The organism is Sphingomonas sorbitolis (genome assembly GCF_036663875.1).
Lineage (GTDB): Bacteria > Pseudomonadota > Alphaproteobacteria > Sphingomonadales > Sphingomonadaceae > Sphingomonas.
Map to the genome: position 1 here is coordinate 290,616 of NZ_JAXOJS010000003.1, position 20,191 is coordinate 310,806.

Genomic DNA, 20,191 nt, shown 5'->3' on the forward strand with positions numbered 1-20,191 from the left:
AGCCGTATCGCTACCTTGCCAACGCCCCCCCCAAGAACCCGTCACCCCAGCGAAAGCTGGGGTATCCCCGTTTGGCATACGACGCGCGTATCGTGAAATATCCCAGCGTTCGCTGGGACGACGGGAGTATGTAGGTCAGAGCTCCCTTACGCTCTCTACCCCCCGTTCCGAGTAGCGAGAAAGAACGCCTACTCCCGCCCGCGACGCAGAACGATATACAACGCCCCCTGCCCGCCATGTCGCGGATGCGCCCCGCGGACCGCGGCGATCGAGTCCGCGTGACGCGACCCCGCCAGCCAGTCCGCCACCGCCGACCGGATCGCACCGCGCGCATGCGGGCGTTCGCTTTCGGGGCGTGGTGGCTTACCGGTCACCAGCAGCAGCACGCGGTCGCCCCGCGCGATGGCCCTGCCCAGCCCGACGTCGAGCATCGCATGCGCCGACGCCAGCGTATGCCCGTGCAAGTCGATCGAACTGTCGGGACTGACCACGCCGCGCGTCAGCCTCTTGTCCCAGCCGCCATCGAGCGTGTTCGCGGTGATCGGCTTCGCAACCGGCCGCGGTGCCGCCACCGGCTTCGCACCCGGTCGGCTAGCGAACGGCGTGACGACAGTGGGGACGAGCGGCTTTACCCGCCCCATCGGCGCGGGGGGCGGCGGCACAACCTTGCCATTGGGTCCGATCACCGGTTTCGGCGGAGGCGGTAGCGGCGGGGCGCGCTCTGGAATGCGGATTGCGACCGTGCGCATCGGCCGGACGCTCGCCATCACGCGCGCCCAGAGCTGCGCCTCCTCGGGGGTGAGGGGGTCAGGGTTGAGGGGTCGACCCGCCATCTTGCGCCCCATTCGCTAGACCGTTGAACCGCTGGCTGTTGAGACGTTGTACGGTACCGATCGGCAGCAACAGATACGCGGTGCCACGCCCCGCCATCCCACCCGCGGTCGACTCCGCCGCTGGGCCAGCGCCCCAGAACGTGTCGAAGCGATTGCTCCCCTTGATCGCGCCGCCGGTGTCCTGTGCGACCCACAAACCACTCGCATCCTGCCGATCGAGCGACAGGAACACCGGTGCGCCCAGCGGCACGAACTTGACGTCCGCCGCCGCGCTCACCTGACCGGTGACCGGCAATCCAAGCGCCCCCAAAGGCGCGCCCTCCAACTCGCGGAAGAACACGAAGCTCTTGTTCTCGCGCATGATCGCCTGCCCCTCGGCCGGATGCGCGTGCAACCAAGCGACGATCCCCTGCATCGAGGTCTGTCCCGGTTGCAGAAGCCCGCGCGACTTCATCAGCGCACCGATGCCGGTGTAATCGCGGCCATTCTGCGTCGCGTAGCCGATCCGCAGGATCTCGCCATCGGTCAGCCGAAGCCGCCCCGACCCCTGGATCTGGAGGAAGAACAACTCCACCGGATCGCGCGCCCAGGCGAGGATCGGTGCACGCCCGGAGATAGCGCCCTGCTCGATCGCGGTGCGGTCGTAATAGGGCACCAGATTGCTGCGATCGACACGACCGCGAATCTTCTTGCCCTTCAAGCTTGTCGAGAACGCGCCGAGATCGACATCGACCAGATCGTTCGGCCGCCCGTAGATCGGCGCATACCCATCGCGACGCTCGAGCGATCCTGCAATCTCGGGCTCGTAATAGCCCGTCGCGAACGCCTTGCCGTCGCCGACCTGGACCGCCTCGAACAACTGCGTGAAGAAATTCCGCGCGCCACCGCGGGGGACGGACGCCGCCGCCGCACAGGCCGGCTGCCAATCGGCACCGCGCGTCAGTCCCGACGCATCGTTGCGGCGCATCAGCGACGGGCAACTCGTGATGAAAGCCGCGAGCGCGGACTGCGCCTGCGTATCGTCGATCGGCAGGCTCGCTATCGCCGGACCAGCGGTGACGCCGGCGGACGCCGCGTTGACGGGGGCCGCGGGTGCAAGGACGGGAGCCGGTAACAGCGGCACCGCGCCGACGATCCGCGCGGGCATCTGAATGCCACGGATGTTAGGCGAGGCTCCGGTATCACGCGACGGGTGGACGCGGACCGGCTCGCGCGAAGGCTCTCTGTCGGAACTGCCGCCGCGATCGACCGGCGCGGGGCCTGCACGCGGTGGCTCGATGCCGCCGACGCACGCGCTAAGCGCCAGAGCTAGACCCAGTGCGCTAAGCCCCGCCCCCCTGAAACGCACGGTCACGCCTCGTCGGTGTCGGCAAGCTTCCAGTTCGGATCGCTGCTCTTCAGCGTCCGTGCGAAGGTCCAGACGTCGTGCGTCTCGACCGCGTCGGTCAGCGAGCCGGCCAGGACATTGCCCTCGCCATCACGCGTAACGGCAGCAATATCCGCGTCGAACCGCACCGTGATCCGCGCGTCGCGACCCGACACGCTCGCATCGGCAATCACTGCGCGTTCGATCGAGACAAGACGGTTGTCGAGCACTTCGCCCGCCGCGATCCGTGCGGCGATCGCCTCGGCAAAGGCCGTCCGGACATCGTCTTCGGCCAGATAGCCCAGTTCTTCCTCGTCGCCCTTCCAGAACGCCTCGAGCACCATGCGGTACGCCGCCTGTGCGCCTTCGAGGAACTGGTTGACGTCGAACCCAGGTTCGGCGGCGACGATCGAACGCAGGCCTGCCTCGGCGCGCGGCTCGATGTTGCGGCTGACGATCTCACGCGGCTCAGGCGTCGCATCGACCGTTCGCGGAACCGCGGCGAGCGCAGGCCGATCCTCGGCAGCGCGCGGCAAGGGCTGTTCATGCCCCGTCCGCTTACCGAGCACGCTGTACAGTCGCATCGCCAAGAAGCCTGCAACCATCGCGAGAAGTACTACGTAAAACAACCGTGCCTCCGATCTTCGGGCTAACATAGGCCAAAGCTGCGGTTATTCAAACCCGCGCCCGTTGAAACGCCCCTCGGGCACTGCTAATCGCACCGCCTCGACCCAATGGAACGCACGAGCATTCCGCTTCGGTCCCATCTTTGCGCATTTCAAGGACATGACGAATGGACGATCAGGACAACGGCATCACCATGCCGGACCAGGCTATCGCGAATGGCGAGGACACGATCCCAGCCGCCGGGCTGATCTCGCAGTACGTCAAGGATCTGTCGTTCGAGAACCCGAACGCTCCCGCGGTCTACCAGAACCAGACCCCGCCGGCGATCGATGTGCAGTTCAACATCGGCGCGGCGCAGGTCGGCGACGAGGTGCATGAGGTCGTGCTGAAGATCGACGTCCGCGCGGAGACCGACGGGCAGGTCGCGTTCATCGTCGACCTTTCGTACGCAGGGCTCTTCGGACTGCGCAACATCCCGGCCGAGCATGTTCAGCCGTTCCTGCTGGGCGAGGCTCCGCGCCTGCTGTTCCCGTTCGCGCGCCGCGTGTTGTCGGATGCGGTGCGTGACGGTGGTTTCCCGCCGCTGCTGCTCGAGCCCATCGACTTCGGCCAGCTGTACCTGACGCGGTCGGAGCAGCAGGGCATCCAGCCGAACGTCGGCGATTTCGGCCAGGCCTGATCGACCGGAGGCGGAGCGGTATTAGATGAACCTGACCAAGGCGCTGGGATCGGTCGGCGGGCTGACGCTCGCCAGCCGTGTCCTGGGGCTGGTGCGCGACTCGCTGTTCGCGCGGTTCGTCGGTGCCGGCTTCGCATCGGACGCGTATCTGATCGCGTTCCGCCTCCCCAACATGTTCCGCGCGCTGTTCGCGGAGGGCGCGTTTTCCGCGGCGTTCATTCCGATGTTCAACCGGAAGGTCGGCGCGAAAGACGGCCGCGGATTGCCCGATGGGATCGCGTTCGCTGAGGACGCGCTGTCGGTTCTACTGCCCACGCTGATCGTCATGACCGTGATCTTCGAGCTCGCGGCATGGCCACTGACGTGGCTGCTAACGTTTGGATTTAACGGTGCGAGTGCGGAGCGGTTCGACTATGTCGTCCATCTTTCGCGGATCATGCTGCCTTATCTGCCACTGATCAGCCTCGTCTCGCTGCTCGGCGGCATCCTCAATTCGCTCCATAAATTCTGGATCAACGCGGCTGCGCCGATCCTGCTTAACGCAACGCTGATCGCCGCACTGCTGCTGTTCCACGAGCATGACCCGCTGCTGACATCTCGCAACCAGGGCATCGCCGTCACGATATCGGGTGCGCTGCAGCTTCTGTGGCTAATCTGGGCATGCCGTGCGTCGGGCGTGAAGCTTCGGCTGAAGCGCCCGCAGCTCAATCCCGACGTGAAGAAGCTCATGTCGCTGATCTGGCCCGCCGCCGCCGGGGCCGGCGCGGTGCAGATCAACCTTGTCGTCTCGACCGCGCTTGCTGCCGCGTTGCTGCCGGCGGGATCGGTCTCGTACATCTATTTCGCCGATCGGCTGAACCAGCTCCCCCTGGGTCTGATCGGCATCGGTCTCGGCACCGTCCTGCTTCCCACGATCTCACGACAGCTCGGCCGCGGCGAGGATGCGGAGGCGATGACGACGCAGAACCGCGGCATGGAGCTCGCGCTGTTCCTCACCCTGCCCGCCACGGTCGCACTGATCGTGTGCGGCGTGCCGATCGTCGGCGCGCTGTTCCAGCACGGCAAGTTCGCGCTCGACGACAGCGTGCTGACCGCGCAGGCGCTCGCCGCGTTCTCGATCGGCCTGCCGTCTTACATCCTCGTGAAGGTCCTCACGCCCGGCTATTACGCGCGCTCCGACACGCGCACGCCGGTCCGCTATGCGACGATGTCGATGGTCGTGAACCTCGTCCTCAACCTCGCCTTCATCAAGCCGCTCGGGCATATGGGCCCACCGCTCGCCACCGCGATCGCGAGCACGGTCAACGTCGCGATGCTCTACCGCACGCTCGTCCGCCGGGGGCATTTCACGCCTGACGCACGGCTTCGTCGGCGGACGTGGCGGCTATTGGTCGCCGCGCTGATCATGGGGGTCGTGATGTTTTTCCTCAACGACCTGTTCCAGCCGTTCGTGACCGGCACCAGCATCCAGCGCTGGGGGGCGATGCTGGTGCTGGTTACCACCGGCGGGGTGGTCTATGCGATCGCGACATTGCTCACCGGCGCGTTCCGGCTGGGCGACATCTCCACGCTTCTGCGTCGTTCCAAGTAAGGTTTTTTCATGCGCGTCGTGTCCGGCATCAAGCCTACCGGTAATCTCCATCTCGGCAATTACCTGGGGGCGGTGAAGCAGTGGGTGACGCTGCAGGACGACGTCGCGGCGCAGGGCGGCGAGTCGATGTTCTTCATCGCCGATCTCCACGCGCCGACCGAATGGATCGCGCCTGCCGAGCTCTCGTCGCACACGATCGAGGTCGCCGCGACGATGATCGCCGCGGGGATCGATCCGGCGAAGTCGATCCTGTTCAACCAGGCACGCGTGCCGGCACATAGCGAGATGGCGTGGCTGCTCAACACCGTCGCGCGCGTCGGCTGGCTGAACCGGATGACGCAGTTCAAGGACAAGGCGGGCAAGAACCGCGAGGGCGCGAGCGTCGGGCTGTACGACTACCCGGTGCTGATGGCCGCCGACGTGCTGCTCTACAACGCGACCCATGTGCCGGTCGGCGAGGACCAGAAGCAGCATCTCGAACTCGCGCGCGACATCGCCACCAAATTTAACGGTGATTACAAGGTGGACCTGTTCACGCTCCCCGCCCCGCTGATCAGCAAGGCCGCGCCGCGGATCATGTCCTTGCGCGATGCGTCGGCGAAGATGTCGAAGTCGAACCCGTCCGAGCAGTCGGTGGTCAAGCTGATCGACAGCGACGACACGATCGCCGACAAGTTCCGTAAGGCAAAGACCGATCCCGACGTGCTGCCCGCGACGGTCGAGGAACTGGGCGACCGCGCCGAGGCCCGCAACCTGCTGACGATCTACGCGGCGCTGGCGGATAGCGATGTCGCGACCGTGCTGGGCGAGTTCGGCGGGAAAGGCTTCGGCGCGTTCAAGCCTGCGCTGGCGGATCTCGCGGTGGCGAAGCTCGGGCCGATCCGCGATGAGATGGTGCGCCTGCTCGATGACCGCAGCGCGGTGACGGCGGTGTTGCAGGCGGGCGGGGAAAAGGCGCGCGCGCTGGCGGCACCGGTGCTCAAGCAGGCGCAGGACGCGATGGGGTTGCATGTCTAAGGACCGCTCCCCCGGTCCAGTCATCCTGACGAAAGTCAGGATCCAGAGCGATAAAGCGCAGCGCCCGTAACTCTGGATCCTGACTTTCGTCAGGATGACGGCGATTTTTTGGTGTGCCGGGGAAGTTTTTGGTGTGCCGGGTCACGCGGCCACATGCCGCGATATCGCGCGCACTAGCGTGCTCCCCCGCGAAGGCGGGGGCCCAGTCTGGGCTCCCGCCTTCGCGGGAGAACAAGGAAGTACGGGCTAGCCTAGCCTTCGAGCTCGCGCATCAGCACGCGGACCGCCGCGTCGATATCCCGGTCCGAGTCGCGCAGTTCCTCGATCTTCCGCACAGCATGGATCACCGTCGAGTGATCACGCCCGCCGAACTTCCGACCGATCTCGGGCAGCGACCGAGTCGTCAGACGCTTCGCCAGATACATCGCGATCTGCCGCGGCCGTGCCACAGCCCGAGCCCGCCGCGCCGAAATCAGGTCGAGCGGCTTCAGTTCGAAATGCGCCGACACCAGCTTCTGGATCTCGTCGATCGTCACGCGCTTCTGCGCGCCGCGCAACACCTCACCCAACGTCGCCACCGCGAAGTCGAGATCGATCGTGTCGCCGGTCAGCTGCGCATACGCTACGACGCGGTTCAGCGCGCCTTCCAGCTCGCGGATGTTCGCATGGATGCGCGCCGCGAGCAGATCGAGCACGTCGGTCGGCACGCGCATGTCAGGCAGGTCGACCAGCTTCCGGTCGAGGATCGTCCGGCGCAGCGTCAGGTCGGGCGCCTTGATGTCCGCAACCAGCCCAACCGACATGCGACTGACGATCCGCGCCTCGACGCCTTCGAGCGCCTGCGGGCAGCGATCGGCGGAGATCACCAGCCGCTTGCCCGCCGCCATGATCTCGTTGACCGTGTGGAAGAATTCTTCCTGCGTCGCGTCCTTGCCGGCGATGAACTGGAGGTCGTCGATCAGCAGCAAGTCGGCACCGCGCAGCCGCTGCTTGAACGCATGCGTATCGCGCGCGCGCATCGACGCGACGAAGTCGTACATGAACCGCTCGGCGGACATGCACAGCACGATCGCGTGCGGGTTATGCTCGAGGAACGCGTGGCCGATCGCGTGCATGAGGTGGGTCTTGCCCTGCCCCGTGCCGCTATGGAGGAACAACGGGCTGAACCGGACCGGGCCCGGCTCGGCGAGCACCTTGGCGGCGTTGAACGCCACCTTGTTCGACGGATCGACGACGAATCGCGCAAACGTGTAGCGCGGATCGAGTGGCGGCCGCTCGGCGGGCACCCCGACCGGCGCAGCGGCCGCGACAGGCGCCGGTGCTGGCTTCAGCGACGGATCGACGCCGAACTTCATCGAGACCTGCGCAGGCTCCGCGACCGGCTTGGGAGCCGGTTTGGCCTCGACCGGCAGCGGACCGGCAACGGGTTTGGCCGGAATGGCATCGGCCACCGGCTCGATCGCCAGCACGACGGGTGCGCGACCCGGCGCCCGGGTCTCGATCTGCACGGTACGAACGTTGGGCAGGATCTGCTTGAATTCGAGCACGAGTCGGTCGGCGTAGTGATTGCGGACCCAGTTGGTCATGAACGCCGACGGCAGCGCGAGCCGGATCGTGTCGCGGTCCTCGCCAGGGATCAGCTCGATCGGCTTGAGCCATTGCTCGAACAGCCGTGCACCCGCCGACTCGCGCAAGGATGCACGAACGCGAGCCCAGGCCTTTTCGGCCTCGGTCGCGTGCGTCACTGATCCTTGCCACTTCGTCACGCGCACGCTTCTCCGACCCCGCGAGATTGCTCGCGCGGGTGATATAGTCCCGACAGAAAATGGTCCCCCTGACGACCCCAAGGGTCATCCGGCATCTTCGCCCTGTGTGTTTGATGCAGCGGTGGAAACCACCGTCGCTGTGAGCCCCGTTATGAAGCGATCGACGATCCGAGCAAGACCCCGACGCGTCACATTTTCGAAATAAAGCGGGTTGACTTGATCAAGCCGCGGAAATGCGTCGATATTTTTATAAGTGGCTGTGTTTACGTATTTTTTGCGAATTTGGTCTTGTCATGACGTAATCGCGCACCACTCGAATCGTGGGAAATCCTCGGGTTATGCGGACATAACCTAGGTTTCGTTCGCAGGCGCAAAAAACCCGCCGGGGATGCCCGACGGGTGATCTACTCAACAATGACGGTTCGCTTAGGCGAGCCCGGTCACAGCCTTGGTCAGACGCGCGAACTTGCGGCTCGCGGTGTTCTTGTGCAGCACGCCCTTGGCGACGCCACGCTGCAGCTCAGGCTGTGCGGCCGCGAGTGCGGTGGTCGCTGCGCCCTTGTCGCCCGAAGCCAGTGCGGCCTCGACCTTCTTGATGAAGGTACGGATACGGCCGACGCGGTTGCCGTTCACTTCCGCGCGACGGTCGTTGCGACGGATACGCTTTTTCGCCTGCGGCGTGTTCGCCATGAAGCCCTCTGGATGTTCGAATGAATAAAAAGGGGCGCCGGATTGCTCCTACGCCCTCTCGAAGCCGCGGCCCTACTCACTTTGCTCCTGTGCGTCAACCGAAACGCTCAACCGCGCTGGCACTTTGCGCACCAGAAGGTTGAGCGCCCGCCTTCGGTACGCCGCTTGACGATGGCGCCGCATTCGCACGCCTCGCCTTCGCGCCCATAAACGCGCCATTGCTTGGAGAAATAGCCGAGTTCACCGTCCGGCCGGACGTAGTCCCGGAGCGAAGACCCGCCCGCCAGGATCGCGGCGGTCAGCACCGTCCGAATCGCCTCGACGAGTCGCTCGAGTCGAAACAACGAAATGCGCCCCGCCGCGCGTGACGGCGCGATCTTCGCCATGTGTAGCGCCTCGCACACATAAATGTTGCCAAGACCCGCGACGATTCGCTGATCGAGCAGCATCGCCTTGATCGACGCCCCCCGCCCTTCGAGCGCCTCCAGCAGATACGCAGCGGTCAGGTCGAGCCCGAGCGGCTCCGGCCCCATGCTGAGGAACGGCGGATAATTGGCGATGTCATCGGTGGCCCACAGATCGAGAAAGCCGAATCGCCGCGGATCGTTGAGCGCGACCGTCCGCCCCGCCGCCGTCCCGATCAGCAGGTGATCGTGCGCCAGCAATTCGCTCGGATCGACTCGCCAGCGCCCCGACATGCCGAGGTGAAAGACGAGCGTGTCGCCGCGATCGGTATCGATCAGGCCATATTTGGCCCGACGCCCCAAGCGCGTCACGGTCGCGCCCGTCATCCGCTGGCGCAGGTCGACCGGGATCGCTTTGCGCAGATCGGCACGACGCGGCTCGACCGAGGTCAGGCGCTGGCCCTTCAGCACGGGCTGCAGCCCGCGCACGGTGGTTTCGACTTCTGGTAATTCTGGCACGGTTTGCAGCTAGGTTGCGTTTGCTCGCGCCACAAGGCGCGGCTAGAGCGCAGGATATGAACGACTTGATCGCGCCCGCGCCCGCACTCACGCCCGATACCGTCTCCTTCGGTTACGAAGACATCCCCGCCACCGAGAAGACCGCCCGCGTCGGCGGCGTCTTCTCGAACGTCGCAGGCAAATACGACCTGATGAACGATGCGATGTCGGGCGGCATGCACCGCCTGTGGAAGGACCGCTTCGTCCGCCGCGTGAAACCGCGCGAAGGCGAGCAGATCCTCGACATGGCCGGCGGCACGGGCGACATCGCGTTCCGCATGGAGCCGTCGGGCGCATCGATCACGGTCGCCGACATCAACCCGCAGATGCTCGAAGTCGGCATGCAGCGCGCGCAGAAGCGCGGGATCGACGGCCTCGTCTGGACCGAAGCCAACGCGGAAACGCTGACCTTCCCCGACAAGTTCTTCGACGCCTACACGATTGCGTTCGGCATCCGTAACGTAACGGATATCCCGAAGGCGTTGCGCGAGGCGCACCGTGTGTTGCGGCGTGGCGGGCGCTTTTACTGCCTCGAATTCTCGACGACGGTGTGGCCCGGGTTCGCCGAGGTGTACGATGCCTATTCGCACAAGATGGTCCCGAAGCTCGGCCAACTTCTGGCGCAGGACGCGGACAGCTATCGCTATCTGATCGAATCGATCCGCCGCTTCCCCGACATGCCCAAATTCAAGGGCATGATCGCGGATGCCGGCTTCGTGCAGACCAAGGTCGAGCCGCTTCTGGGTGGGCTCGTCGCGATCCACAGCGGCTGGAAGATTTGATCCAACTGTGACGGCTTCAACCACGCACGTCTGGCGCCTCCTGAATTGGGGTCGCATTCTCGCACGCCACGGCGCGTTGCGGGGCATCGAGCGCGACCCGAACACGCCCGCGCCCGTCCGCCGTCTCGCACGGATCGCGCGGTTCGGCGCGCGAGTGCCCGCGGTGCCACGCTATGCGGATGCGTTCCAGGCGATCGGGCCAGCGGCGATCAAGCTCGGGCAGACGCTCGCCACGCGGCCGGATCTCGTCGGCGACGACGCCGCGCAGGATCTGTTGCGCCTCCAGGACCAGCTCTCCCCCGTCCCCTACGAGACGATCGAGGCGGCGATGCTGGCGAGCTTCGGCAAGCCGTTGGAAACGCTGTTCTCGCGGATCGAACCGATCCCAGTCGGCGCCGCGTCGATCGCGCAGGTCCACCGCGCGGTCACCACCGATGGTCGCCAGGTCGCGGTGAAAGTCCTGCGCCCCGGCGTCGAGGACGATTTCGCGCGCGCGATCGACACCTATAGCTGGGCCGCAGCCCAACTCGAGGCGCTCAGCCCCGAGGCGATGCGCCTGCGCCCGCGCCTGACGATCGAGACGTTCAAGCGCTGGACGCTCAGGGAACTGAACTTCCGCCGCGAAGCCGCCTCCGCCTCCGAACTTGCGGAGGGAATGACCGCCGAGCCCGATTTCGTCATCCCCGCGATCGACTGGGCGCGCTCGACGGCCAAGGTCATGACGATCGAGTGGATCGACGGCATCAAGCTGTCCGACCGCCCCGCACTGGTCGCCGCCGGCTACGACCTTCCCGGCCTCGCCAACACGCTCGTTCGCGCATTCCTGCGCCAGGCGATCGCCGACGGGTTCTTCCACGCAGACATGCACCAGGGAAACCTGTTTGCGCTTCCCGGCAACCGCATCGCCGCGATCGATTTTGGCATCATGGGCCGGATCGACCGCCGCGCCCGCGTCTGGCTAGCCGAAATCCTCTACGGCCTGATCACCGGCAACTACAAACGCGTCGCCGAGATCCATTTCGAGGCGGGCTATGTCCCCGCCTATCACGACGTCGCCGAGTTCGCGACCGCGCTGAGGGCGGTCGGCGAGCCGATGCGCGGGTTGCCGGTCAAGGACATGTCGATCGGGATGATGCTCGACAGCCTGTTCTCGATCACGCGCGATTTCGACATGGTCACGCAGCCGCACCTGCTGCTGCTCCAGAAGACGATGGTGATGGTCGAGGGCGTCGCGACCAGCCTCAACCCCGACATCAATTTGTGGGAAGCGGCCGAGCCGTTTGTCCGCGACTGGATCCGCGGCGAACTCGGCCCCGAGGCGATGATCGCCGACCGGCTGATCGCGGACTTCCAGACGCTCACACGGCTGCCTGAGCTGGTCCGCCGGATCGAGGCGCATTACCCCGCGCCCGGTGGCGCGCCGCCGACGATGCCGCTGCGCGAGATCGAAGTGATCCGGATCGGCGGCGGCTGGCGCTACATGGCGGTGGCGCTCGCAACCGCGCTGACCAGCGTGGGTGCGACCTGGCTCTTGCTGCGGTGATATCCGCCTGCCGGACCGGATGATGCGCCGTCCCGTAGCGCCTTTGTGGCTGACGAGACCGTCGCGGTTTGCGGCGATGTCGCAGTCGGGTGCACGCGCGACGCTGGCGGTGTTCGTCATCGCGATCATGGCGACGTGGCTTGCCCTTTCGGTACCGACCGCGCCCCGCGCAACCGGTGCCGATCACGGCACGGACATGGCGCTCTACGCGGGGATCGTCGACGGTGTTCGGCACGGCGGCCCCTATTATGCGGTCGCGGCCGATGCGATGCGCGCGGGCAACTATCCGATGAAGCCGTTCGTCACGATGCGCCTACCGACCCTCGCGGTCGTGGCCGCAGCGTTGCCCGCCTTCGCGGTCGTCGCCATGCTGTACGCACTGGCGACCGCGACGTTGATCGCCTGGTGTCGCCGCCTGCGCCCCGCGTTGAGCCAGCCGGCGCTCGCCATCGCGATGATCCTGCTGCTCGGCGGAATGCTAGCGTTCTTCCAGGCGGGCCTGGTGCTGTTCCACGAGATCTGGGCAGGATTGCTGATCGCGCTGTCGCTCGCGCTGCGTCGTCCAGGCTATTGGGTCGAAGCGGTCGCATTAGGCCTTGCCGCCGCGCTTATCCGCGAGACCGCCGCGCCGTATCTCGTGTTGATGGCGGTCTTCGCACTCGTCGAAGGAAGCCGCCGTGAGGTCGCCGCCTGGATCGGATCGCTCGCCATCGTCGCGATTGTCCTGGTGCTCCACGCGCATGCCGTGTCGCTCGTCGTGCATCCGCTGGATCCGTCGTCACCGGGCTGGGCCGGCATGCTCGGGGTCGGCTTCGTCGTCCGCGCGATCGTCGATGCCTCTGCGCTCAGCCTGTTTCCGCTCGTGGTTGCCGCGCCGATAGTCGGTATCGCGGCGTTCGGCTGGACCGCCTGGCACGATCCGCTCGCCGGGCGGATGGCCGCGCTGCTCGCCGGCTATGGCCTGATGCTCGGCCTGTTCGGGCGGATCGACACATTTTACTGGGCCTTGCTGATCGCGCCGGCCTCACTCGTGGGGATAGTCTTTGCAGCCGACGGACTGCGCGATCTGGTACGAGCCGCGAGCGACGGGCGACGCATTACGGTCCGCCGCGTAATACGCTAAGACGCGGTCCATGACGCGTATTCTCCTGATCGTCGGCGGCGGGATCGCCGCCTACAAGGCCGCCGAGCTGATCCGCCTGCTCAAACGCGATGGCCACGCGGTACGCTGCGTGATGACCGAGGCGGCGCATCATTTCGTCACGCCGATGACGCTCGCCGCGCTCAGCGAGGACAAGGTCTACACGACGCTGTGGGACCTCAAGGACGAGGCTGAGATGGGCCATATCCAGCTCAGCCGGCAGGCCGACCTGATCGTCGTCGCGCCCGCTACCGCCGACCTGATGGCCCGCATGGCCGCCGGCCTCGCGAACGATCTCGCGACGACGCTGCTGCTCGCCACCGACAAGCCGGTGCTCGTCGCGCCGGCAATGAACGTCCGCATGTGGGGCCATGCCGCGACCGTCCGCAACGTGGCACAGCTTCGCGCGGATGGCGTCACGGTGATGATGCCCGACGAAGGCGCGATGGCGTGCGGCGAATACGGTCCCGGCCGCCTGCCCGAGCCGCCCGCGATCGTCGCCGCGATCGAGGCCTTGCTCTCGCCTGCACTGCCGAAGCGCCTTGCGGGCCGCCACGTACTCGTCACCGCCGGACCGACTCACGAGCCGATCGATCCGGTGCGCTACATCGCCAACCGCTCGTCGGGCAAACAGGGCTTTGCGATCGCCGCAGCGCTGGCACGGCTCGGCGCACGCGTGACGCTGGTCGCGGGCCCGGTGACGCTGCCGACTCCACACGGCGTCGACCGGATCGACGTCGAGACCGCGCGCGAGATGGCGCACGCGGTGGACCACGCGCTGCCCGCCGACGCCGCGGTCATGGTGGCCGCCGTGGCGGACTGGCACATCGAGTCCTCCCCGCAGAAGATCAAGAAAGGCGATGCCACGCCGACGCTGACGCTCGCGGAAAATCCCGATATTCTCGCGACTTTGGCGCGCAGCCCGGACCGCCCTCGCCTGCTGATCGGGTTCGCCGCCGAGACCGAGCGCGTGATCGAGCACGCCGTCGCCAAGCGTATCCGCAAGACCGCAGACTGGATCGTCGCCAACGACGTCTCGGGCGACGTGATGGGCGGCGCCGACAACAGCGTGCACCTCGTCACCGCCGCGGGCGTCGAGAGCTGGGAGCGCATGCCCAAGGACGCGGTTGCCGCACGACTGGCGGACCGCATCGCCGATGCGCTAGAAGCCGCATCATGATCCGTATCGAACTGAAGCGCCTGCCGCATGGCGAGGGCCTGCCTTTGCCCGCCTATGCGACCGAGGGTGCCGCCGGGATGGACGTCGTTGCCGCCGAGGCGTTGACGCTCGCCCCCGGCGACCGAGCCGCGGTCGCGACTGGTTTCGCGATCGCCATTCCCGCAGGCCATGAGGTGCAGGTCCGCCCCCGCTCCGGCCTCGCGCTGAAGCACGGCGTCACCTGCCTCAACACCCCCGGCACGATCGACAGCGACTATCGCGGCGAAGTGAAGGTGATCCTCGCCAATCTCGGCCAAGCCCCATTCGAGATCGCACGCGGCGACCGTATCGCGCAACTGGTCCCCGCGGTCGTCCTCCGCGCGACGCTCGCCGAAGTCGATACGCTCGACGACACCACCCGCGGCGCAGGCGGCTTCGGATCGACCGGGCGATGATCGCCGCGTTTCTCCTGCTGCTTCAGGCCGTCGCCCCGTCAGGCGTCGCGACGCAGGTCGCGCCGGCCGCACCATCTGCCGCCACGCCGACCGCCAGCGTTCCCCTGCCGCCGCAGGATTGGAGCGGGCTGCCCATTCTTCCGATCCGCCGGTCCGCGACGATCCAGGCGAACACCTCGATGTACGTCCACGGCGAGGTGATGGCGGGACGCTGTGCGAAGGCGGTGCGGACCGCGCAGGGCTGGACGCTCACGCTCGACCTCGCCGTCCTCGCGACGCCGCAGGGCCGGTTTCGCCGCGTGACGCCGCGCGCGATCGATTGCCCGACGGTCGAGCAATATGCTGCCGGCGTACTCGTCGGTACGCCGCGCGACGCGATCGACCTCGACGATACGCAGACCGACACCTGGTATCGCACCAGCATGACCTTCACCTGGGCAGGCAGCTGAACCGCATGATGCTCTCCGACGACGAGCTCGTCCGCTACGCCCGACACATCGTCCTGAAGGAATTTGGCGGTACCGGTCAGGCGAAACTGAAGGCGGCCAGCGTTGCAGTCGTCGGCGCGGGCGGGATCGGCTCGCCCGCGATTCAGTATCTCGCCGCGGCGGGCGTCGGCCAGATGATCCTGATCGACGACGACAGCGTCGAGCCCTCGAACCTTCAGCGCCAGACGATCTTCACGACCGCCGACACCGGCCTCGCCAAGGTCGAGGCCGCCGCCGCCGCCGCGCGCCGGATCAATCCGCATGTCGAGATCGCCGCGCATTGCATCCGGATCGACCCCACCAACGTCGCGGACCTGCTGGCCGGGGCGGACGTCGTGCTCGACGGCTGCGACAATTTCGCCACCCGGTTCTGCGTCGCCGATGCCGCCCACGCGCTGCACATCCCGCTGGTCTCCGCGGCGGTCGGCCAGTTCGAAGGCCAGCTCGCCACCTATCGCGGGTGGGAAGCCGACAAGCCGTGCTATCGCTGCTTCGTCGGCGAAGATCCCGAACGGGCGGAAACGAGTTGTGCGGAGGACGGCGTGCTCGGCCCCGTCACCGGCATCCTCGGCAGCCTCGCCGCGCTCGAAGTGCTCCGCTCCATCGCGCCCTTCGGCGACGATCAGGCGGGCAAGCTGCTGCTCGTTGACCTGCTGGCGCTGCGGTTCCGCACGATCCGGTTGCCGAAAGACCCCGGTTGCCTGCGGTGCGCGCCCTCGCCGATGATCTGAAAGCGACTATAGGCCCTTAGGCCGGCCGCGACGTCCATCGCCGATTGACTCCGCCGCCAATTCCGCTAAGGCGCGGGCTCGTTCGGCGGGCTTGCTCGTTGAACTCCGTCCGAGACAGTGGGTGCACAGGGTTTGCCGGTGCTTAATCTCCCACCTAGACGGGGAATGAGATTTTGCGGAGCGTCTCGTGCGCCTGCCCTCTCCCATGCCCCATCGACGAGACACCCCGGAAGCGCGGGTTTGTCTGCGCCTCCGGTTAGTAACCGGGTTCCCTGCGCAAGCGGTGAACTCGTAAAACGTGGAGAATGGCATGGATCGTGATCAAAAGACCGCGGCCGTAGCCGAGCTGAACCGCACCTTTTCCGAGGTCGGCGTCGTCGTTGTCACGCGCAACCTCGGCCTGACCGTCGCACAGTCCACTGTGCTGCGGAACAAGATGCGCGACGCCGGCGCGACCTACAAGGTCTCGAAGAACAAGCTTGCCAAGATCGCAATGGACGGCACCGACTACAGCTCGCTGGGCGACATGCTCACGGGTCCGGTCGGTCTGGCCAGCTCCATCGATCCCGTCGCGGCCGCCAAGGTGGTCGTGGAATTCGCGAAGACGAACGACAAGTTCGAAATCGTGGGTGGGGCGATGGGCGCGACGACCCTCGACGTCGACGGTGTGAAGGCGCTCGCAACGCTGCCCTCGCTGGACGAACTGCGTGCCAAGATCGTTGGCCTCATCGTGGCACCTGCCACGAAGCTGGCAACGATCACGCAGGCTCCGGCAGCGCAGCTCGCGCGCGTGCTTTCCGCCTACGCGGAGAAGGAAGCCGCCTGATCTTGCAGGCCTTTCGTTACCTTTTTGAACTGATGGGGCCGATGCCCCGAGATGGAGATTTATCATGGCAGACCTGAACGCGCTCGTTGAGAGCCTGAGCGAACTGACCGTTCTCGAAGCAGCTGAGCTTTCGAAGCTGCTCGAAGAGAAGTGGGGCGTTTCGGCCGCAGCAGCGGTCGCAGCACCGGCAGCAGGCGGCGGCGCCGCTGCTCCTGCAGCAGAAGAGCAGACCGAATTCGACGTCATCCTGACCGGCGACGGTGGCAAGAAGATCAACGTCATCAAGGAAGTCCGTGCGATCACCGCGCTCGGCCTGACCGAAGCCAAGACGCTGGTCGAGTCGGCTCCCAAGGCCGTCAAGGAAGGCGTGTCGAAGGACGAGGCAGCCAAGATCAAGGCTCAGCTCGAAGCAGCTGGCGCGACCGTCGAGGTCAAGTAAGCCTTGCGGGAGTGCAGGCCATACTGGCCCGCACTCCCGCAAGGCCGGCCGGCGGCATTCATGCCGACCGACGAAGCAGGGGCTTTGCCCCTGCTGGCTGCAGCTAAGAAAAGGGCGGCCCCAGCGATGGGTCGCCCTTTTTCGTGTCTGGTGATAGTCGGTCGACTTTCACGCGATGAGGTTGCGCGCGGAGTCTGTGCTTCGATACGAGCCCTCGATACGCTTCTACGAAGGTACTCGGTCTCTACTCAGCACGAACGGGAAGAGGGCTAGCGACATCTCGCCCCCCGCCCTCCCTTCGGCCTACCGCTCGAACGTCGCGGCATGCGGCCGGGCGGCGACCGTCGTGAACATCTTTGCGGGGGCATCCAGCCAGAACGGTGCGAGCTTGGCGAAGTCGACGCGTTCGATGCCGACGACCCACGCGCGGGCGGTCTGCGCGTCGTCACCGGCAGTGGTGTAGAGGATATTGGTGGCGACGACGGGGACGAACATCGGGCGGTTGGCAGCGGTCATGGTCTGGATCGCCTCGCGCGCGATCGCAACGACGGTGCGGATCGTGCGGGTCTCGCCAGGCGCCAGCGCGAACGGTGGCGTGGCCGGGCGGCCGATCGGAGCGGCATTGAACTGGGCGAGGTCGGTGTCCTGACGAGCATGCGCGGTCAGCAGCGCGATGCCGGTGCGGATCGCTTCGGCGGCCACGGTGCCGGTGTTGGTGACGACGAGTTCGCACTCGACCGTCGCGCTCAGCAGGTTGAGACCGGCGCGCAAGGGACGGAGGTCGCAGGTTACGCGAGCCCGCGGAACGGCAGGCGGCGGCGGTGGCGTTTTTGCCCGCGGTTCGAGGAATTTCGGCGCGGCCGCCGCGGCCACGGGGATTGCGACGGACGTAGCGGGCGCGACCGGGACCGCTATAGGCTCGATCGATGAGGCGGGGCCGACGGCGGGTTCCGGCGCAGCGGCGGGCTCAGGCGCGAACGGCTCCGGTGTCGGCTGGACGACGGTTTCGACCTCTACGCGGCCCTGCCTACGGCCGCGGGGTTTGCGGCGGAGCAGCCAGAGCGCGCCGATGACTACGATGACGACTGCGAGCGAAAGCCAGAGCGGCATCGCCCTGCCCGTCTCTGGTGCAGTGACCGTCGATTGTGTCGTTGCGTCGGGCGTGGGCGTAGGTTGCTGGACTGTGGGTTGCGGGGCAGCGACTTGCGGGCCGGACTTCGTCGATTGAGCTTCCGACGGCGGCGGGGCCGATGCCGGCTGGGGCGTAGGAGTCGCTATCGGCGCGGGTTCGGTGGAGCCCGATGAACGTGTCGGCTCGGTCGAGGTACGGGCTTGCGACGGTTCGGATTCGTTGCGCGCGGCGGGCCGTGTACCGACGGCTTTTTCCGCGGCAGTTGGTTCCGCAGCGCGGGGACGCGATGCGCGGCGGGGCGCGGGCGTCTGGCTCGGCAGGACGATCGTCGGCGCGTCAGGGATCGGGACCGCGGTGCTGGTCTGCGGCGCTGGGTTCGCCAAGCCCTCCAGGCCACGGACCGGCGCGGTCTGCTCGGTCTGTGCCGTTGCCGGGCTTGCCGATGCGAGCATCGTCATGGTGGCGAGCAGGGCGGCCAGTGCCCCGCGATCGGTCGTCATCGTCGAAAATCCCCTGCGTGCGGTCGTCGCGGCGTTGTGGGCGGGGGAGGCTGAACACGGCCCGACGGCAACCCGCGTTGCGACGAGTTGCGCCTTGGTAGCGGTGAAACGCGACTGGCGTAACGACGTCAAATATTAATCCTCCCCCGCCAGGGGGAGGATTCGGAAGGCGAGTTTACTTTGGTGCGATGACCACTGCCCCGCCCTTCATGACGAAGCTGGGATGCTCTAGCTGGCGGACATCGGCGAGCGGATCGCCATCGACCGCAACCAAGTCACCGAAGCGGCCGGGCTGGATCGCGCCGACGTCTGGTGTCCTGCCGAGCGCCTGCGCCGCGCTGGAGGTGGCCGCCTGGATCGCCTCCAGCGGCGTCATGCCCCATTCGACCATCTTGGCGAACTGCAGTGCGTTGTTGCCGTTGGGATAGACCCCGCCATCGGTACCGAAGAGCATCTTTACCCCGGCGGCGTGCGCGGCGCGGAAGGTCTGGCGCTGCTTCAGGCCGACCTGGCGCTCCTTCTCGAGGCTTTCGGCGAAGACACCGTTCTTCGCACCCTCGGCGAGGATATAGTCGTCGTCGTAGATATCCATGTCGAACCATGCGCCGCTGGCCTTGGCGAGCTTGAACGATTCCGCGTCGGCGAGGCTGGCGTGCTCGATCGTGTCGACGCCTGCGCGGAGTGCGTCGTTGATGCCCTCGACGCCGTGCGCGTGGACCGCGACCTTCATGCCGAGCATGTGCGCCTCCTCGACGATCGCCTTGATCTCTGGGAGGCTGATCTGCTGCGCACCGACGCTGTCGGTCTTCGAGAGAACGCCGCCGGTCATGCAGACCTTGACCACCTCGGCGCCATATTTGCGGATCGTGCGAACGGCGCCGCGAAACTCGTCGGGCGTGTTGGCGATCTGCGGATGCGGAACCTGGATCGAGGGCGGGAATTCGGTCGCGTCGCAGTGCCCGCCGGTCGCGCCGAGTGCGTAGGTGGCGGGGACGATGCGCGGGCCGGGGACATAGCCGCGGTCGATCCCCTGCTTGATCGCGACGTCGTCGTAATTGGCCGAGCCGACGTTGCGCACGGTGGTGAACCCGGCGTCGAGCGTCTTGCGCGCATTGGCGACGCCGACGACGGTCCAGAAATTGTCGGTGAATTCGAGCGTGCGATAGCCGCTGAGCGTCGGGTCGCTGGTCAGATGGACGTGCATGTCGATCAGTCCGGGGAGCAGCGTGCGTGTACCGAGGTCGACGCGTTCGGCGCCGGCGGGGACGGCATCGCCCTTGCGCCCGACTATAGTGATGCGGCCGTCTACGATCGTCACCTGCGGGTCGTCGACGCGCTTGCCCGCGAGCACGTCGATCATGTGCGCGGCGGTGACGACCACCGTCTTCGCGTCTGCGGTGGTGGCGGTGGTTGCGAGCAGCGTGGCGGTTAGAATCTTGGCGATCTTCATGAAGTTGTCCCCTT

21 protein-coding genes are annotated in these 20,191 nt (G+C 66.6%); 13 read left to right on the forward strand and 8 right to left on the reverse strand.

All coding sequences use genetic code 11. The annotated features are described in order from the left end of the window. Positions 1-188: 188 nt before the first annotated feature. The 3 genes from U1763_RS10670 to U1763_RS10680 are packed head-to-tail and all read right to left on the reverse strand — an operon-like array spanning position 189 to position 2,828. A complete protein-coding gene (locus tag U1763_RS10670; protein WP_332755208.1) occupies positions 189-833 on the reverse strand; it encodes a Smr/MutS family protein in 645 nt (214 codons plus the stop codon). Then, positions 808-2,187: a murein transglycosylase A gene (gene mltA / locus U1763_RS10675; RefSeq protein WP_332755209.1), complete on the reverse strand. Its 1,380-nt coding sequence runs from the start codon at positions 2,185-2,187 to the stop codon at positions 808-810. Before mltA ends, U1763_RS10670 begins: the two co-directional genes overlap by 26 nt. Further along, positions 2,184-2,828 carry a Tim44/TimA family putative adaptor protein gene (locus U1763_RS10680; protein ID WP_332755210.1) on the reverse strand — a complete coding sequence of 215 codons (645 nt, stop codon included), beginning with the start codon at positions 2,826-2,828 and terminating at the stop codon, positions 2,184-2,186. The genes mltA and U1763_RS10680 overlap by 4 nt, the downstream gene beginning before the upstream one ends. Positions 2,829-2,992: 164 nt before the next feature. Here U1763_RS10680 and secB point away from each other — a divergent pair, with 164 nt between their 5' ends. From secB to trpS, 3 genes are read left to right on the forward strand one after another with little or no spacing between them, the layout of a single operon-like run. Further along, positions 2,993-3,505 (forward strand): protein-export chaperone SecB, encoded by a 513-nt coding sequence (gene secB, locus U1763_RS10685; protein ID WP_332755211.1) that lies wholly within the window; start codon positions 2,993-2,995, stop codon positions 3,503-3,505. A 25-nt stretch (positions 3,506-3,530) separates the two neighbouring features. Continuing rightward, entirely contained in the window at positions 3,531-5,096 is a 1,566-nt protein-coding gene (murJ, locus tag U1763_RS10690; protein ID WP_332755212.1) for a murein biosynthesis integral membrane protein MurJ, read from the forward strand. Positions 5,097-5,105: 9 nt separating this feature from the next. Then, positions 5,106-6,113 carry a tryptophan--tRNA ligase gene (gene trpS / locus U1763_RS10695; protein WP_332755213.1) on the forward strand — a complete coding sequence of 336 codons (1,008 nt, stop codon included), beginning with the start codon at positions 5,106-5,108 and terminating at the stop codon, positions 6,111-6,113. Between the two features lie 251 nt (positions 6,114-6,364). On the opposite strand, the gene dnaA is transcribed toward trpS, so the two are convergent. From dnaA to mutM, 3 genes are all read right to left on the reverse strand, one after another. After that, positions 6,365-7,879, reverse strand: a complete 1,515-nt coding sequence (gene dnaA / locus U1763_RS10700; protein ID WP_332755214.1) for a chromosomal replication initiator protein DnaA — start codon at positions 7,877-7,879, stop codon at positions 6,365-6,367. Positions 7,880-8,305: 426 nt separating this feature from the next. Further along, positions 8,306-8,569 (reverse strand): 30S ribosomal protein S20, encoded by a 264-nt coding sequence (gene rpsT / locus U1763_RS10705; RefSeq protein WP_031394736.1) that lies wholly within the window; start codon positions 8,567-8,569, stop codon positions 8,306-8,308. A gap of 107 nt (positions 8,570-8,676) precedes the next feature. Next, complete coding sequence (gene mutM, locus U1763_RS10710; RefSeq protein WP_332755215.1) at positions 8,677-9,492, reverse strand: bifunctional DNA-formamidopyrimidine glycosylase/DNA-(apurinic or apyrimidinic site) lyase; 816 nt, start codon at positions 9,490-9,492, stop codon at positions 8,677-8,679. Positions 9,493-9,548: 56 nt separating this feature from the next. On the opposite strand from mutM, the gene U1763_RS10715 reads away from it, so the two are divergent. From U1763_RS10715 to rplL, 9 genes are all read left to right on the forward strand, one after another. Then, the gene (locus tag U1763_RS10715) at positions 9,549-10,313 is read left to right on the forward strand and encodes a class I SAM-dependent methyltransferase (protein ID WP_056051226.1); all 765 of its coding nucleotides are present in this window, start codon (positions 9,549-9,551) and stop codon (positions 10,311-10,313) included. Between the two features lie 7 nt (positions 10,314-10,320). Next, positions 10,321-11,856, forward strand: a complete 1,536-nt coding sequence (gene ubiB / locus U1763_RS10720) for a 2-polyprenylphenol 6-hydroxylase (protein ID WP_332755216.1) — start codon at positions 10,321-10,323, stop codon at positions 11,854-11,856. Positions 11,857-11,878: 22 nt separating this feature from the next. Then, positions 11,879-12,979: a hypothetical protein gene (locus U1763_RS10725; RefSeq protein ID WP_332755217.1), complete on the forward strand. Its 1,101-nt coding sequence runs from the start codon at positions 11,879-11,881 to the stop codon at positions 12,977-12,979. Between the two features lie 10 nt (positions 12,980-12,989). Further along, a complete protein-coding gene (gene coaBC, locus U1763_RS10730) occupies positions 12,990-14,177 on the forward strand; it encodes a bifunctional phosphopantothenoylcysteine decarboxylase/phosphopantothenate--cysteine ligase CoaBC (protein ID WP_332755218.1) in 1,188 nt (395 codons plus the stop codon). After that, complete coding sequence (gene dut / locus U1763_RS10735; protein WP_132897762.1) at positions 14,174-14,611, forward strand: dUTP diphosphatase; 438 nt, start codon at positions 14,174-14,176, stop codon at positions 14,609-14,611. Before coaBC ends, dut begins: the two co-directional genes overlap by 4 nt. Next, the gene (locus U1763_RS10740; protein ID WP_332755219.1) at positions 14,608-15,060 is read left to right on the forward strand and encodes a hypothetical protein; all 453 of its coding nucleotides are present in this window, start codon (positions 14,608-14,610) and stop codon (positions 15,058-15,060) included. The genes dut and U1763_RS10740 overlap by 4 nt, the downstream gene beginning before the upstream one ends. 5 nt (positions 15,061-15,065) lie before the next feature. Further along, on the forward strand, positions 15,066-15,830 hold the full coding sequence (locus U1763_RS10745; RefSeq protein WP_132897760.1) for a HesA/MoeB/ThiF family protein: 765 nt from the start codon (positions 15,066-15,068) through the stop codon (positions 15,828-15,830). Positions 15,831-16,140: 310 nt separating this feature from the next. Beyond that, on the forward strand, positions 16,141-16,656 hold the full coding sequence (gene rplJ / locus U1763_RS10750) for a 50S ribosomal protein L10 (protein WP_055879768.1): 516 nt from the start codon (positions 16,141-16,143) through the stop codon (positions 16,654-16,656). A 64-nt stretch (positions 16,657-16,720) separates the two neighbouring features. Then, positions 16,721-17,095 (forward strand): 50S ribosomal protein L7/L12, encoded by a 375-nt coding sequence (rplL, locus tag U1763_RS10755; RefSeq protein ID WP_056047577.1) that lies wholly within the window; start codon positions 16,721-16,723, stop codon positions 17,093-17,095. A gap of 303 nt (positions 17,096-17,398) precedes the next feature. Here rplL and U1763_RS10760 read toward each other — a convergent pair whose 3' ends face one another. Next, positions 17,399-18,205 (reverse strand): hypothetical protein, encoded by an 807-nt coding sequence (locus U1763_RS10760; RefSeq protein WP_332755220.1) that lies wholly within the window; start codon positions 18,203-18,205, stop codon positions 17,399-17,401. Between the two features lie 181 nt (positions 18,206-18,386). Between U1763_RS10760 and U1763_RS10765 the strand changes: the two genes are divergently transcribed. After that, positions 18,387-18,866 carry a hypothetical protein gene (locus U1763_RS10765; RefSeq protein WP_332755221.1) on the forward strand — a complete coding sequence of 160 codons (480 nt, stop codon included), beginning with the start codon at positions 18,387-18,389 and terminating at the stop codon, positions 18,864-18,866. Positions 18,867-18,902: 36 nt separating this feature from the next. On the opposite strand, the gene U1763_RS10770 is transcribed toward U1763_RS10765, so the two are convergent. After that, the gene (locus tag U1763_RS10770) at positions 18,903-20,177 is read right to left on the reverse strand and encodes a Xaa-Pro dipeptidase (RefSeq protein ID WP_332755222.1); all 1,275 of its coding nucleotides are present in this window, start codon (positions 20,175-20,177) and stop codon (positions 18,903-18,905) included. Positions 20,178-20,191: the final 14 nt, after the last annotated feature.

Excerpts from the sequence above, each read along its gene's own strand:
- U1763_RS10740 (WP_332755219.1), top strand. The coding sequence starts at position 14,608 with ATGATCGCCGCGTTTCTCCTGCTGCTTCAGGCCGTCGCCCCGTCAGGC.
- U1763_RS10770 (WP_332755222.1), bottom strand. The coding sequence starts at position 20,177 with ATGAAGATCGCCAAGATTCTAACCGCCACGCTGCTCGCAACCACCGCC.
- U1763_RS10670 (WP_332755208.1), bottom strand. The coding sequence starts at position 833 with ATGGCGGGTCGACCCCTCAACCCTGACCCCCTCACCCCCGAGGAGGCG.
- trpS (WP_332755213.1), top strand. The coding sequence starts at position 5,106 with ATGCGCGTCGTGTCCGGCATCAAGCCTACCGGTAATCTCCATCTCGGC.
- rplL (WP_056047577.1), top strand. The coding sequence starts at position 16,721 with ATGGCAGACCTGAACGCGCTCGTTGAGAGCCTGAGCGAACTGACCGTT.
- murJ (WP_332755212.1), top strand. The coding sequence starts at position 3,531 with ATGAACCTGACCAAGGCGCTGGGATCGGTCGGCGGGCTGACGCTCGCC.
- U1763_RS10725 (WP_332755217.1), top strand. The coding sequence starts at position 11,879 with ATGCGCCGTCCCGTAGCGCCTTTGTGGCTGACGAGACCGTCGCGGTTT.
- rplJ (WP_055879768.1), top strand. The coding sequence starts at position 16,141 with ATGGATCGTGATCAAAAGACCGCGGCCGTAGCCGAGCTGAACCGCACC.
- U1763_RS10745 (WP_132897760.1), top strand. The coding sequence starts at position 15,066 with ATGATGCTCTCCGACGACGAGCTCGTCCGCTACGCCCGACACATCGTC.
- coaBC (WP_332755218.1), top strand. The coding sequence starts at position 12,990 with ATGACGCGTATTCTCCTGATCGTCGGCGGCGGGATCGCCGCCTACAAG.
- dut (WP_132897762.1), top strand. The coding sequence starts at position 14,174 with ATGATCCGTATCGAACTGAAGCGCCTGCCGCATGGCGAGGGCCTGCCT.
- U1763_RS10715 (WP_056051226.1), top strand. The coding sequence starts at position 9,549 with ATGAACGACTTGATCGCGCCCGCGCCCGCACTCACGCCCGATACCGTC.
- secB (WP_332755211.1), top strand. The coding sequence starts at position 2,993 with ATGGACGATCAGGACAACGGCATCACCATGCCGGACCAGGCTATCGCG.
- U1763_RS10760 (WP_332755220.1), bottom strand. The coding sequence starts at position 18,205 with ATGCCGCTCTGGCTTTCGCTCGCAGTCGTCATCGTAGTCATCGGCGCG.
- rpsT (WP_031394736.1), bottom strand. The coding sequence starts at position 8,569 with ATGGCGAACACGCCGCAGGCGAAAAAGCGTATCCGTCGCAACGACCGT.